The organism is Pseudodesulfovibrio tunisiensis, assembly GCF_022809775.1.
Lineage (GTDB): Bacteria > Desulfobacterota > Desulfovibrionia > Desulfovibrionales > Desulfovibrionaceae > Pseudodesulfovibrio > Pseudodesulfovibrio tunisiensis.
On record NZ_CP094380.1, the window covers coordinates 2,736,175 to 2,749,177 of the forward strand.

14 protein-coding genes are annotated in these 13,003 nt (G+C 61.5%); 12 read left to right on the forward strand and 2 right to left on the reverse strand.

What is annotated here, in order from left to right; genetic code table 11:
* Positions 1–22 precede the first annotated feature (22 nt).
* Together MPN23_RS13150 and MPN23_RS13155 are read right to left on the reverse strand one after the other, a co-directional pair.
* Positions 23–799: a class I SAM-dependent methyltransferase gene (locus MPN23_RS13150; RefSeq protein ID WP_243544649.1), complete on the reverse strand. Its 777-nt coding sequence runs from the start codon at positions 797–799 to the stop codon at positions 23–25.
* Between the two features lie 75 nt (positions 800–874).
* Positions 875–1,378 carry a MarR family winged helix-turn-helix transcriptional regulator gene (locus tag MPN23_RS13155; protein WP_243544650.1) on the reverse strand — a complete coding sequence of 168 codons (504 nt, stop codon included), beginning with the start codon at positions 1,376–1,378 and terminating at the stop codon, positions 875–877.
* Between the two features lie 92 nt (positions 1,379–1,470).
* Here MPN23_RS13155 and MPN23_RS13160 point away from each other — a divergent pair, with 92 nt between their 5' ends.
* The 12 genes from MPN23_RS13160 to MPN23_RS13215 all read left to right on the forward strand — a co-directional run bounded on the left by MPN23_RS13160 (position 1,471) and on the right by MPN23_RS13215 (position 12,920).
* Entirely contained in the window at positions 1,471–2,307 is an 837-nt protein-coding gene (locus MPN23_RS13160; RefSeq protein WP_243544651.1) for a ChbG/HpnK family deacetylase, read from the forward strand.
* Between the two features lie 504 nt (positions 2,308–2,811).
* The gene (locus MPN23_RS13165; protein ID WP_243547368.1) at positions 2,812–3,462 is read left to right on the forward strand and encodes an IS1595 family transposase; all 651 of its coding nucleotides are present in this window, start codon (positions 2,812–2,814) and stop codon (positions 3,460–3,462) included.
* 69 nt (positions 3,463–3,531) lie between these two features.
* Positions 3,532–4,512: a glycosyltransferase family 2 protein gene (locus MPN23_RS13170; protein WP_243544652.1), complete on the forward strand. Its 981-nt coding sequence runs from the start codon at positions 3,532–3,534 to the stop codon at positions 4,510–4,512.
* 115 nt (positions 4,513–4,627) lie between these two features.
* A complete protein-coding gene (locus MPN23_RS13175) occupies positions 4,628–6,046 on the forward strand; it encodes an MATE family efflux transporter (protein WP_243544653.1) in 1,419 nt (472 codons plus the stop codon).
* Between the two features lie 14 nt (positions 6,047–6,060).
* Positions 6,061–6,819, forward strand: coding sequence for an ATP-dependent sacrificial sulfur transferase LarE (gene larE, locus MPN23_RS13180; RefSeq protein ID WP_243544654.1), 759 nt, complete (start codon positions 6,061–6,063; stop codon positions 6,817–6,819).
* Entirely contained in the window at positions 6,816–7,568 is a 753-nt protein-coding gene (larB, locus tag MPN23_RS13185; protein ID WP_243544655.1) for a nickel pincer cofactor biosynthesis protein LarB, read from the forward strand. The genes larE and larB overlap by 4 nt, the downstream gene beginning before the upstream one ends.
* Before the next feature lie 63 nt (positions 7,569–7,631).
* Entirely contained in the window at positions 7,632–8,408 is a 777-nt protein-coding gene (larC, locus tag MPN23_RS13190) for a nickel pincer cofactor biosynthesis protein LarC (protein ID WP_243544656.1), read from the forward strand.
* The gene (locus MPN23_RS13195; protein WP_243544657.1) at positions 8,401–9,078 is read left to right on the forward strand and encodes a DUF3431 domain-containing protein; all 678 of its coding nucleotides are present in this window, start codon (positions 8,401–8,403) and stop codon (positions 9,076–9,078) included. The genes larC and MPN23_RS13195 overlap by 8 nt, the downstream gene beginning before the upstream one ends.
* A complete protein-coding gene (locus tag MPN23_RS13200; protein WP_243544658.1) occupies positions 9,078–10,298 on the forward strand; it encodes an ABC transporter permease in 1,221 nt (406 codons plus the stop codon). The genes MPN23_RS13195 and MPN23_RS13200 overlap by 1 nt, the downstream gene beginning before the upstream one ends.
* 56 nt (positions 10,299–10,354) lie before the next feature.
* On the forward strand, positions 10,355–11,137 hold the full coding sequence (locus MPN23_RS13205; RefSeq protein WP_243544659.1) for a KdsC family phosphatase: 783 nt from the start codon (positions 10,355–10,357) through the stop codon (positions 11,135–11,137).
* 88 nt (positions 11,138–11,225) lie between these two features.
* On the forward strand, positions 11,226–12,653 hold the full coding sequence (locus MPN23_RS13210; RefSeq protein WP_243544660.1) for a DNA integrity scanning protein DisA nucleotide-binding domain protein: 1,428 nt from the start codon (positions 11,226–11,228) through the stop codon (positions 12,651–12,653).
* Positions 12,654–12,689: 36 nt separating this feature from the next.
* Positions 12,690–12,920 carry a competence protein ComEC gene (locus tag MPN23_RS13215; protein WP_243544661.1) on the forward strand — a complete coding sequence of 77 codons (231 nt, stop codon included), beginning with the start codon at positions 12,690–12,692 and terminating at the stop codon, positions 12,918–12,920.
* Positions 12,921–13,003 lie beyond the last annotated feature (83 nt).

The window sequence follows — 13,003 nt, forward strand, 5'->3', positions numbered from 1 at the left end:
TGGCCCGGACCATGCCGGGCGGCTACAGGGTCTTGCGCGCGGAAACGATCACGTCCTTGCCTATGAAAAGTGGCTTGGATGTCAGGATGTCCGCGATTTTCGTGTTGTAGGCGATGTTGTCGGGCTTGGTTTTCTCATGCTCCTGCGCATGCTTCTTGTAGTTGAGCAGGTAGAAGCGTGTGGTCAGACGGATCAGGGGACGCAGTGCAAGCAGCAGCTTGTCCGTTGCCTGATAAAAGGAAGAAGATACCTCGCCCGGTTCGAATCCGAACTTGCGTAGAAAATAGTCCATTTCCGGATACCCGATCAGATTGACGTGTCCTTCGCCGAACGGCACGTCCAGGTTGATGGGAGACTGCATGCCCCGGTAGAATCCGGTCAGCACGTGGTAGAAGCGCGAACGGATGTGCAGCCTGTTGGGAAAGGTGAGCACCAGAGTGCCCCCGGGCCTGAGGAGGCGGTTGAACTCCCGCAGGGTGTGCGGCACGGATTCCACGTGTTCGATGACCTCCCGGCAGATGATCGCGTTGAACGATGCGTCTGGCAGGGGGATGTCCTTGTTCAAATCCACCTCGATTTCCTTTAGCCCGGGAAAGTTGAGGCGGTGATAATTGGAGATGGTCACATCATGGCCGGTATCCTGAAGTTCCCGGGAAAGAATGGCGCTCCCTGCGCTGGCTTCGAATATTCGAGCCGGAGTAGGGGGGAGCATTCCCTTGATGATGTCGTCCTTTCGTACATCCCGAGGGTGCTTGCGGACGGTTTCACCGCTGATGATGATGTTGACGTGTCGGCTCATGAGATGGTCCACCTTTGTTTTTTGCGCTGAATGCTTCTACCCATGCTCGTCGGGATTGGCAACCCGGGCGTGGGGTTACTCGACGACGTCGGTCAGCACCAGGGCCGGGTCCGCGAGGTCGGCCTCCAGATGCTCGGTCATCTGGCGGATGATGCGCCGGAAATACCGGATGTCGTTGATGGACAGTCCCTTGTTGACCACGGATCGCAGGTCGGCCCTGCCCGTGTCCACGGCCGGATGCAGGTCGCGGGCCTTGCCCGTAAGCCATATAAGGGATATGCGTCGGTCCTCGCGATTCGGCTCCCGGGTGATAAGCCCGTCCCGTTCCATGCGTTTGAGCGTATTGGACAGGGTGGCCTGTTCCACGTCCACGAGCTCGCGAAGTCGGGTCTGCGTCAGGCCGTCCCGCTGCCAGAGAAAGTGGAGCACCGAGAGATATCCCGGTCGGATGCCGTGGGGTGCCAGCCGGTTTGCCACACTGTGGACATAGAGCCGGTGCAGACGGCCCAGTTCCGCAAAAAATGAAGTATTGTCTTTGAATTCCATGATGATGGTATAAACGTATAGCTTGCTGTTCATTGGATGGATAGCAGGCTGTGCTTTGTCCGGCAAGAGGAATCTTGCCGGATTCCGCAATTGCGGGGCTGTCGAAATCAGCGTAGCAGGAAGCCATGAAAGTCATAGTCAACGTGGACGACGCCGGGCTGCACCCGGCAGTGCGGCGCGGCATAGAAACCCTGTCCGAGGCGGGCATAGTCACCTCGGCAACGGTCATGGCCAATGGTCCGGATCTGGACGAGGCCCTGAAGCTGAAGGGCGTGGGACTCGGCGTGCATCTCAATATCCTGCGCGGCAGGCCAGTGAGCCCGTGGCAGGAAGTGCATACATTGGTGGACCGCAGTACCGGATTGTTTCTCGGTGACTACACCACGCTTTTCACCCGTTTCCTTGCCGGAAGGATCGACATGGAGCAGGTGGAGCTGGAATGGGGGCGTCAGGTGGACCGCATCCTCAAGGCCGGGGTGGTGCCCACGCACGTGGACAGCGAAAAGCACATCCATGCCTGGCCCGCCATGACAGCGGCCGCCGGACGCGTGGCCAGACGCTACGGTATCGGCTGGATGCGTCGACCCGTGGAATGTGCCGGCCTGACCCGTCTGGACAAGGGCGGAATCCGCACCAAGTTTCTCCGGCTGTGCAGCCTGTTTCAACGCAGACCCCAAGGCATGGCATGGCCCGATTCCATCTGGGGCATAGCGGATCAGGGCGCGAACCTGACCCCGGACCGGTTTCGCAAGGCCATGGCCGGACGCAGGTTTGACATCGTGGAGATTTGCTGCCATCCCGGCCTGTCCCTGCCCGGCGATCCGCCCATTTCCCCGGATTACGGAGCCATGCGCGTTGCCTCCCAGTGGCAGGACGAACTCGAGGCCCTGAGTGACCCGGAATGGCTGGCAATGTTCCGCGACATTGGCGCGGAGCTTGTCCATTTCGGCCACCTGCGCTAACAGACTGCTGAAAACGGCCCGATTGCGGCGTTGCTGCGATTCGGGCAATCCCTCGCGTATGGAAGAATACGCGTCGGGCCTGCCCGCATCTTGCGCCTTGCACTCGAACCGTTTTGAGCAGTCTGTACGGAGCTGAAAACGGCCCGATTGCGGCGTTGCTGCGATTCGGGCAATCCCTCGCGTATGGAAGAATACGCGTCGGGTCTGCCCGCATCTTGCGCCTTGCACTCGAACCGTTTTGAGCCGTCTGTACGGAGCTGAAAACGGCCCGATTGCGGCGTTGCTGCGATTCGGGCAACCCCTCGCGCATGGAAGAATGCGTGTCGGGCCTGCCCGCACCCTGCGTCGTGTACTCGAACCGTTTTGAGTAGTCTGTACGGAGCTGAAAACGGCCCGATTGCGGCGTTGCTGCGGGGGGCACCGGGCTTGCCTTGGGCGGCAGACGGCCTATAGTATTATGTAAGGGGCTGTACCAGATAACTCCGTTGGGGTATCGGTATGGCAATGCGAAAGAGCCGTTTAGATCGCAAGAAGCAGCTCCGTTTGATTGAGCATTTTGTAGCTGGGACAACAGCACGATGTGCCGCTGATCTGGTCGGTGTGAACTTCAAAACGGCTGCGTACTATTTTCACCGGCTTCGTGAAATTATAGCCGAAGAAGAGTCCAGCGAAGGAATGGCTTTCGGCGAATTTGAAGTTGATGAAAGCTATTTCGGCGGCAGACGAAAGGGCAAACGTGGTCGTGGGGCCGCAGGGAAAGTGCCGGTGTTCGGAATTCTTAAAAGAGGCGGGAAGGTATACACACAGGTGATTCCCGACGCCAAGGGCAAAACGTTGATGCCGATTATCCAAGAGAAGATTCAGCCCGACAGCGTCGTTTACTCAGATTGCTGGTACGGCTACAATGTCCTTGATGTGTCCGAGTTCAAGCACTTCAGGATCAACCATTCCAAGCTGTTCGCCGACAGCCAGAATCACATCAATGGGATTGAGAACTTTTGGAACCAGGCCAAGCGTCACATGAGAAAATTCAACGGCATTCCGACCAAGCATTTCCATCTCTTTTTGAAGGAATGCGAGTGGCGTTTTAACAACAGCAATCCGCGAAGCCAACTTAAACAGTTGAGACAGTGGGTTAAGAAGCATATGGGCTAGTTATCTGGTACAGCCCCTTATGTAATACCTTTCGATGACGTTGCGTCATCCATTTTGACGGAGATTCAGGTGAGCAGCCATAAGAATATCGAAGTGAGCATCGTCACCCCGATGCACAACGAGGAACTCTGCATCCGCGAGTTCCACAGCCGTGTTTCCGCAACCCTGCGCAAGGAAGGGTGGAGCCACGAGATCGTGCTGGTCAATGACGGGTCCACGGACCGCACCGGGAGCATCATCCGGGAGCTGAGCGCCGAGGATCCGAATCTGGTGGGCGTGTTCCTGTCCCGCAACCGGGGCCAGTGCAACGCCATCTATGCCGGAATCCAGCACAGCCGGGGCCGGTACGTGGTGATCATGGATGGTGACCTTCAGCACAGGCCCGAGGAGATTCCCGCGCTCGTGAACAAGATGCGCGAGGGGTACGACATGGTCTCGGGCATGCGCCAGAAGCGTTCCGAAAGCAAGTGGCTGCGTCTGGTGCCCAGCCGGATTGCCAACTGGATGATCCGCAAGGCCAGCGGCTGCGAGATTCACGACATGGGCGGCTTTTCCTGCATTGACGGGGACATGGCTCGCTCCATGCACCTGCGCGAGGGCCATCACCGGTTTCTGCCCGCCATCATCTACCGCATGGGCGGAGCCGTGGCCGAGGTGCCCACGTCCGCGCCGCCGCGTTTTGCGGGCCGGAGCCACTACGGCATCAGCCGCAGCATCGACGTGCTGTTCGACATCGTGAGCCTGTGGTTCCAGAATTCCTTCAAGCAGCGGCCCGTGTACCTGTTCGGCCGCATCAGTCTGGCCCTGTTCCTGTTCGCGTCCGCGCTCATGGTTTGGGTACTGTTCGAAAAGGTGTTTCTGGGCGTGCACATGGGGACCCGACCTCCGTTCATGGGGGCCATCCTGCTGTATCTGGCCTCTCTCGGCTTCATGTCCACCGGATTCATTCTCGAGGCCATAGGCGATACTCTGGATTCCGTGCTTCAGGCCAAGCCCTATGCCGTACGCGAGGTGGTCCGAGGTGGAGAAAAGCAGGAAACGAACGGCTGATCCGTGCGAAAAATGATGATTTTCGACAGGCGGCCCAGGGGCCGCCTGTTTAGCTTGTACCGACTTTTCAGCCCGTAGCCCGCGTCATGACGCCGGGCTGCAAGAGGAAAACGATATGTTCGTCAAACGTTGGAGCGCGCCCGGTGGATACAGGGAAGCGCTCGCCATCGGTCTGCCTCTGGTGGTCAGCATGGCCTCGCACATGGTCATGACCACCACGGACCGGATATTTCTGGGCAACTATTCCATGGATGCCCTTGCCGCGGCCTTGCCCGCCGGAGTCATGAACTTCCTGTTCGTGTCCTTTTTTCTCGGCGTGGTGGAATACGCTGCCGTGTTCGTGGCCCAGTACACCGGGGCCGGACGGCCGGAGCGTGTGGGCGCGTCCCTGTGGCAGGCCCTGTGGTTCTGCCTGCCCGCCTATCTGATACTCATTCTGTTCGGCCTGAATTCCCACATCCTGTTCGAGCTGGTGGGCCATGCCTCGGAGGTGCGCGAGCTGGAGGAGGTCTACTACTCCATTCTCTGCTACGGCGGTGGCCCGTATCTGATCGGTGTGGCTCTGGCCTGCTTCTTTTCCGGCCGGGGCATGACCAAGCCCGTGATGCTCGTGAATCTGGGAGGCGCGATACTGAATGTGCCGCTGGATTACTGTCTGATCAACGGGGTTGGCCCGTTTCCGGAGCTTGGCATCCGGGGCGCGGGCATTGCCACGGTCGGCGGTTTCGTGTTTTCGGCCCTGTGCTTTGCCCTGCTCGTGTTCCGCAAACGGAACGAAAAGACGTTCAAGGTCTGGTCCGGCTGGCGGTTTGATCCTGAGCTGTTCCGCCGTTTTCTGCGTTTCGGTCTGCCCGGCGGCGTCCAGTTTTTTCTGGACATGTTCGCAGTCTCGTTCTTCGTGTTCATGGTCGGTCGCATCGGCACCGTGGAGCTGGCCGCATCCAACATCGGCATGACGCTGGACAACGTGGCCTATCTGCCCATGGTGGGCATGTCCATTGCCGTGAGCGTGATGGTGGGGCAGGCCATGGGCAAGAAGTCCCCGGAGAGCGCGGCCTATGCCACCACCAGCGTCCTGCACATCGCCTGGGTGTACATGGGCGGAGTGGGCGTGCTGCTGCTCGTGTTTCCGGATTTCTTCATTGAGATATTCCGCACCCGCGGCATGAGCGACGCGGAATTCGCGCCCATTCTGGAACTGGGCAGGGTGCTGCTGCGCTACGTGGCCGGATTCACCCTGCTGGACGCGGTCTGCATCATTCATGCGGGCGCACTCAAGGGCGCGGGCGATACCCGGTTCATCATGTGGTCCATCGGCCTGTCCTCGATCTTCGGCATGGTCCTGCCCCTGACTCTGCTCTACATGGCCGGATATCACAGCGTGCATGTGCCCTGGGCCTGCCTGTACGCCTATGTGGTCCTGCTCATGTGCGTGCTGCGCTATCGGTACGTCAAGGGACCGTGGCGCAGGATGCAGGTCATCGAGGATGAACCGTCCGTGCCCGGGGAACGCATTGACACGGCGCGACCGTAGGCTACCATGTCCCCATGGCATTGCGTGCGTTGCAGGAATATCTGGTTCGGCTCGGCAAGGAGCATGATCGCGTCCTGATCGCCTTTTCCGGCGGGGTGGACAGTTCCGCGGTGGCCTGCGTCGCGCATCGGGCGCTGCCGGGCCGCGCTCGGGCCGTGACCGCGAATACCGGATTCCAGTCCGCGTCATCGCTGGAACAGGCCCGGGACATTGCCGCAGGCATCGGGATTCCGCATCAGGAGGTGCGCCTTGATCTGCTGGCGGACCCGGCCATTGCCGCGAATGGCCCGGATCGCTGCTATCTGTGCAAGCGTGCCGTGTTTGCCTCGATTCGCTCGCTGGGCGATCATGCGGCGATCGTGGACGGCACCAATGCGGACGACGATCCGGCCCGGCCCGGCAGGCGGGCGCTCCGTGAGCTTGGCGTACTGTCGCCGCTGGAGTCGTGCGGACTGTCCAAGGACATGGTTCGCGACGTGGCAAAGGAACTGAAGTTGCCCAATCATGATGCACCGTCCGACAGTTGTCTGGCCACGCGCATTCCCGTGAACATCCGGTTGTCGCGACGCGCTCTGGATCAGGTGGAATGCATGGAGAAAACCGTGAAGAATCTGGGCGTTACCCGGGTCAGGGCGCGGTGTGATGATCTGGTGACCACCGTGGAATTTCCGGCGCGGGAATCCCGCATCATGCAGAAAAACGGGGATATGGTTCGAAGCGAGGCCCGAAGGCTCGGGTTTGCGGACTGTCGCTTCAGGGAGTGGGACGCATGAGCATGGACGCATTGCTGGACGAGCTGCTGTCCGGTCGGATGGATCGGGAGGATTTCAAGCGGCAGGTGCTGGACCACGCGTTTCTGGACGCAGGGTGCGCCCGGCTCGACGTGCATCGGCAGAAGCGCACGGGCGGGCCCGAGGTCGTGTACTGCGAATCCAAGTCTCCGGAGCAGGTCGCTGAAATATTTGATGTTCTGGATCGGGAAAACGGCGCGGTGCTGGGCACTCGGGCCACCCCGGCCCATGCCGAGGCCGTGCGGACCGTGCTCAAGGACGTGGAATACGACCCGGTGTCCCGGCTGCTGCAAAAGGGCGGGGCCAGCAGACGATCCGGCCGCATCGTGGTGGTGAGCGCGGGCACGTCCGATGCGCCCGTGGCCGAGGAGGCTGCGCAAACAGCGGAATTCCTCGGGTCGAACGTGGAACGGCATTACGATTGCGGCGTTGCCGGCATCCATCGGCTGTTTTCCGTGGCCGGTTCGTTTTGCGGAGCCGGTGCGGTCATTGCCGTGGCGGGCATGGAAGGCGCGCTGCCTTCGGTGGTGGGCGGCCTGTCCGAGCCCCCGGTCATTGCCGTGCCCACCAGCGTGGGCTACGGCGCGAATTTCGGGGGACTTGCCGCGTTGCTGGCCATGATGAATGCGTGCGCACCCGGCATCGGCGTGGTCAACATCGACAACGGCTTCGGAGCCGGGTTCCTCGCCCACAAGATCAATGCCCGCACCTTGGCCCCGGGCCGGGAATGACGTATACCCGTCGGGTGAATCGACCGTGCAACGCGACAGCATGCCTGAGTATCGGAGTTTTGCTTGAAGTACCTGTATCTTGATTGTTCCACGGGCGTGAGCGGGGACATGCTCCTTGCCTCCATGGCCCATGCCCTTGAGGAACTGGACGGCCCGGGCGCGGGATTCGATTTCCTGCAATCCGAACTGGCCCGTCTCGGACTGGACGGGTTTCATCTGGAGTTTTCCTGCAAATCCGTAAGTCATATCAGCACCCGTCACGTGGACGTGGTGCAGACAAAAGACCAGCCATTGCGCACGCTTTCGGACCTGCAACGCATCATTGAGGCCAGCGAGCTGCCCGAACGCGCCGCGTCCCGGTCGCTCGAAGCGGTCGAACTGCTGGCCCGCGCCGAGGCCAAGGTGCACGGCGTGGACGTGGACCGGATTCATTTTCACGAGATCGGGGCTGTGGATACCATTGCGGATATTTGCGGATCAATGGTTCTGGCCGAGGCGCTGGGCGTGGATCGGATCGTGTGTTCGCCCGTGGATCTGGGCAGCGGATTCGTGCAGATCGCGCATGGCACTTTGCCTGTTCCTGCACCGGCTTGCGCCGAGCTTGCCACGGGGCTGGCCGTGTTTGCCACTCCCTGCGGCATGGAGCGGGCCACGCCCACGGGACTGGCCGTCTTGCGGACCCTTGCGGATGAATGCGGCTCCCTGCCGCTGGGCACGGTTCGGGCCGTGGGCTACGGCTCGGGCGGGCGCTCCTGCGACGAGCAGCCCACCTATGTGCGGGCATTCGTTCTGGAGTCGGTTGCTGTTCAGCCCATGGTCAGGGAGCATGCGCATGGCTGATGATGTTCGCGTGATCGTGGCCAGATATCGAGAGGATGTGTCCTGGCTCCGGGAGCTGGGATATCCCTTCCTGATCTACGACAAGAGCGACGACCCCTTTCCCGGGGCAGTGCCGCTGCCGAACATCGGCCGCGAGGCCCACACCTATCTCACCCACATCGTCCGGGAATACGACACCCTTGCCCCTGTCACCGCGTTCGTGCAGGGCGACCCTTTTGATCATCTGTCGGATCACGGTCGCGCCACTGTGGATGATCTGCGAAGGATCATTGCGGATGTTGCGGATCGGGGCACCCCGTTCAAGGGGCTGGCCTGGTTCCGACTGAAGTGCGACGGTCTGGGCAGACCGCACGATCTGCGCAAGCCCGAAAACCGGGGACGCTGGGCCGGGTGGGGCAGGGATATTCCGGTCGCGGAAATCTTCGGACATCTTTTTCAGGCCGAACCGCCCGTCCAATTCATTGCCCGGGCCGCCACCGGCAATTTCTGCGTGACCCGCGAGCGCATCCGCACCCGTCCCCGGGCCTTTTACGAGTACGCGCTTTCCCTTGTGCTGGCCGATCCGCAGGACGAGAACAATACCGGGCACGCCTTTGAACGGCTCTGGCAACTGATCTTCAACGGCAACGCGGCATGGAACCGGGACAGGTATCCCGGAACGGAGGCGTGATGCTGATCCCCCTGAATTTGCGCATTGCGGTGTCGTCCCTTGCCGCGCACAAGCTCAGGGCCGTACTGGCCATGCTCGGCGTGTTTCTGGGCGCATTGGCCTTTACCGGGGTGCAGCATGTTTCCGGCATGATGGTGCGCAACGCCGAGATCGAGGCGGAAAAGCTCGGGCCGAATCTGTATGCCGTGGTGGCCGGAAGCAGCCGATTCTCCAAGCACGGCGGCATCCGGTTCAGGGGCATGGTCCGAACCTTCACCCTGGCCGATGCCCGGGCCCTGATTGCGGGCGTGCCGTCCGTGATCGACGGAACTCCGTTTCACTGGGGCGAGATGCCCGTGCGCGGCAATGGAGCCGCCACCACGGCCATGATTGTGGCCACCTATCCGAACTATCAGGATATCCGCAGTTTTCGCCCGGACATGGGCCGTTTTTTCACGGAGGAAGAGGTGCGGGAGCGGGCCAAGGTCTGCGTGCTGGGCCGGGAGATCGCCACCCGGCTGTTCACCCATCCGGAAAGCGCCCTTGGGCAGATGGTGTATGTGTATCGCGCGGGATTTCGCGTTGTCGGGATCATGGAGGCCAAGGGCAGGGACGTGTCCGGCCAGAATCAGGACGAGACCTTTTTTCTGCCTCTGAGCACGTACATGCGCCGGGCCAGCAATCAGGACTGGATCAGCGGGGTGTTTCTGCGTCTTGCCCGGGACGCCACGCTTGCCATGGTGGAGGACTCGGCGCGGGACATCATGCGCCGACGGCACAACATCCGGGGCGATGACGAGGATTTCAGCCTCATGTCCGCCAGAGACGCCATCCAGTTGCAGCAGCAGGCTCTGGACCTGATGCAGACGCTGGGCGGCATCACCTCGGGCGTGTCCTTTGCCGTGGGCGGGTTGGGCATCCTGTCCATCATGATTCTCGTTGTGCGCTCCCGGCGGGTGGAGATCGGAGTGCGTCGGGCCGTGGGCGGCAGGCGGCGCGACATCGTGCGCCAGTTCCTGTTCGAATCCGCGCTCATGGCCGGGACCGGCGGTGCGCTCGGCGTGCTGATCACGGTCGTTCTGGTGTTTGCCCTGTCCTCGCTGGCCGGGTTGCCGCTGGTGCTCCTGCCCGCAAGTCTGCTCGGCACCCTTGCCGGATCGTTCGTCCTTGGCGTGGCTGCCGGGGCCTATCCCGCATGGCAGGCCGCGCGGATTCAGATTTTGGACGTGCTCAAGGTGTAGCTCGCAGCGATTTTCATCAATGGCGTGTCAGGTGTTTTGCAAAAGGAGAACAGGGCATGACGGGATTTCGATTTCTGGTGAACGACGCATCCGCCTCCGGCGATTTCTACGCGCTTCTGCCGGGCGCGGTCGTGGAGCGCGACGGCAATGGCGTTTCCGTGATCCTGCCCGGCGGTTTCGGTTTTCGGCTCGAATCCGGGCAGGGGATGACTCTGGCGGGTGTGGCCCTGCGGTTCTTTTGCGCGGAAATCGACATCCTTGCTGAACGGTTGGCAGAGGCGGGCATTGTGTCCGTGCGGTCCGGGGACTGTCTGGAATTCCACGGCTTGGACAGCGAGACCCTGTGCGCCGTGGACTGCGGCGTGGATTTTCGGCGCGTGCGGCTGGTCGTGTACGACTTCGACGGTGTCATGACCGACAACCGTGTGTTCGTGGCTCAGGACGGCACCGAATCCGTGGCCGCGAACCGCAGCGACGGGCTGGGCGTGGGCATGATCCGCAGGCTCGGGCTGGAGCAGGTCATCCTGAGCACCGAGCCCAATCCCGTGGTGCGCGCCCGGGCCGAAAAGCTCGGCCTCGAAGTGTCGCACGACGTGCGTGACAAGGCCGAGGCCCTGCGAACCATGGCCGAGACCCGGAACATCACCCCGGGCGAGGTGCTGTACGTGGGCAACGATGTCAACGATCTTGCGGCCATGCAGCTTGCCGGAGTGCGCGTGGCCCCTGCGGATGCCTATCCGCGGATTCTCGCGCTGGCGCATCACGTGACCCGGGCCAGAGGCGGACACGGCGTCGTGCGCGAACTCGCCGACCTTCTGAACCGTTTTTTCGCAAAGTAGCGGTGCCATCTGGACATTCAGCCGATTTTCAGCCAACTATCAGTAAAGGTTTCCGCATACTGCGCGAAGCCCAACGCATGGAGAGGGCATGGCTGGACGGCATTTCGAGAGCGTGTGCATCTTCCACATCCTTGACGGGCTTCGGGACGGTCTGTCCCATTTCTCCCAGCCCAGCCGGGTGGCGCTGATCTACTGCACCGAGCACGGCGGCGCGCCGCGCATCTACGATCCGCAGGACCTGCTGCGCGGCCATGAACCGAAACTCCGCGATTTCTATCTCTATTCCGCACGATGGCGTGGTGTGCCCATTGATTCCCCGGAAGTGGTCTTTCTGGATCAGGACCACTACAACCGTCTGGACATGGCCGGGGTCGTGGCCTATGGCGCGCGCACCCGCAGCGTGGCCTATCAGGTCTGGTTTACCGAGGAGCACCCGGACATGTGTTCGCTGGGACCGACGAAACGGTGGATGGAATACGCTGTCCGGCTCTTTTCCCAGAACTACGAGACCGAGGACGTGACCAACATCGACGCGGCCGGGTACATGCTTCAGCATTGCGCGGTGCATGCCGTGCGCGACTATCTTGTGGATGAACGCAGTCGTCTCGGCTGGCTTGATACCCAGATCAGGGTCTATCCCTTTCTGGACGCGGTCCTTGGCATTTCCGCCACCCGGGAGGAAGGGGCGTGGCCGCGCGGGCGCATGGTCGTGGTGGAACCGAACCAGCTCGATCAGGTGCGGTTCATCTGCCGATTCCCGGACTACGAGCGGCCGCAGATGGCGGACCACAAGCATGTGCGCAAGCTGCTTCAGGCCGTGGAGCGGTCCGGCAGGGTGCTTGTCTCGGACGGGCGGACCGTCATGGGCATTGCCATCGGTCCCATGCCCGGCGCGTATCTTGCGGCCCAGTTCAGCGGCATGCACGGGTTCCTGTGGCTCAAGGACGAGATGGTGTGCAGCTTTTCCGACGGCAGCTTCAATTCCTCGAATCGCCGTGCCAATCTGGTGCAGGTCGAGGAACAGCTTCTGGAAACCGACATGAGTCTGGAAGATCAGCATTCGCTCATGCAGATCGCCACCATGCTCGTGAACCGGGTGCGCGACCTGCGCCACGGCTGTGCTCTGGTGCTGGACCTGCATCGGGAGCCGCTCAACATGGCCGGGCAGCATTTCGAGACCCCGCTCAATCTCACGGATTCCGGGCAGCTCAAGCTGGCCTGTTCACTCGCCAAGGTGGACGGCGCCCTGCACATCGGCCGGGATCTGAAGCTGCACGGGTTCGGGTGTCTCATGGATGGCCGTTCCGTGCCCGGGGAAAATCGGGCCAGAGGCGCGCGCTTCAATTCCGCGCTGCGCTTCACGGCCGAGCACGAGGACATCCTCGTGGTGGTGGTTTCCTCGGATCGGCCCGTGTCCCTCATCAGGAACGGGGTGGAACTCACGGCCCAGTGCCGGTTCGAGCATATCCGGGGGTGTCCCACGCCGCCGCTTCTGGCCGAGTGGATCATGGGCTGACCTGTTGCGGTCAATTGGTGTCTCAGCGAGTTCTTCATGCATTCCGACTTCTGGCTTTCCGATCCCGTGTTCTGGCTTCTGGCCCTGCCTGCAGTGGCGGCCTCCGGGCTGCTTGTGCAAATGATTCTGAGCCTTTTTTCCTGTTGCGGGACCTTTCGGCTGCAAGGGCGGACCATTGCCCTGAAGTGGTGGATGATCCCGGTGGCAGCGGTTTCGGCAGGCGTTTTGTGGTTGGTTGCGGTGCTGTATGTCTGGCTCTGGCGGTAAAAATGTTCGACATCATGGCACGGCAGGTATAGTCTGGGCGGAAAATCTGCCCGCACAACGTCTCAGCCATATCGGAATGCAAT

Coding starts and splice junctions, on each gene's coding strand:
- MPN23_RS13150 (WP_243544649.1), bottom strand. CDS start 799: ATGAGCCGACACGTCAACATCATCATCAGCGGTGAAACCGTCCGCAAG.
- MPN23_RS13155 (WP_243544650.1), bottom strand. CDS start 1,378: ATGAACAGCAAGCTATACGTTTATACCATCATCATGGAATTCAAAGAC.
- MPN23_RS13160 (WP_243544651.1), top strand. CDS start 1,471: ATGAAAGTCATAGTCAACGTGGACGACGCCGGGCTGCACCCGGCAGTG.
- MPN23_RS13165 (WP_243547368.1), top strand. CDS start 2,812: ATGCGAAAGAGCCGTTTAGATCGCAAGAAGCAGCTCCGTTTGATTGAG.
- MPN23_RS13175 (WP_243544653.1), top strand. CDS start 4,628: ATGTTCGTCAAACGTTGGAGCGCGCCCGGTGGATACAGGGAAGCGCTC.
- larE (WP_243544654.1), top strand. CDS start 6,061: ATGGCATTGCGTGCGTTGCAGGAATATCTGGTTCGGCTCGGCAAGGAG.
- larB (WP_243544655.1), top strand. CDS start 6,816: ATGAGCATGGACGCATTGCTGGACGAGCTGCTGTCCGGTCGGATGGAT.
- MPN23_RS13195 (WP_243544657.1), top strand. CDS start 8,401: ATGGCTGATGATGTTCGCGTGATCGTGGCCAGATATCGAGAGGATGTG.
- MPN23_RS13200 (WP_243544658.1), top strand. CDS start 9,078: ATGCTGATCCCCCTGAATTTGCGCATTGCGGTGTCGTCCCTTGCCGCG.
- MPN23_RS13205 (WP_243544659.1), top strand. CDS start 10,355: ATGACGGGATTTCGATTTCTGGTGAACGACGCATCCGCCTCCGGCGAT.
- MPN23_RS13210 (WP_243544660.1), top strand. CDS start 11,226: ATGGCTGGACGGCATTTCGAGAGCGTGTGCATCTTCCACATCCTTGAC.
- MPN23_RS13215 (WP_243544661.1), top strand. CDS start 12,690: ATGCATTCCGACTTCTGGCTTTCCGATCCCGTGTTCTGGCTTCTGGCC.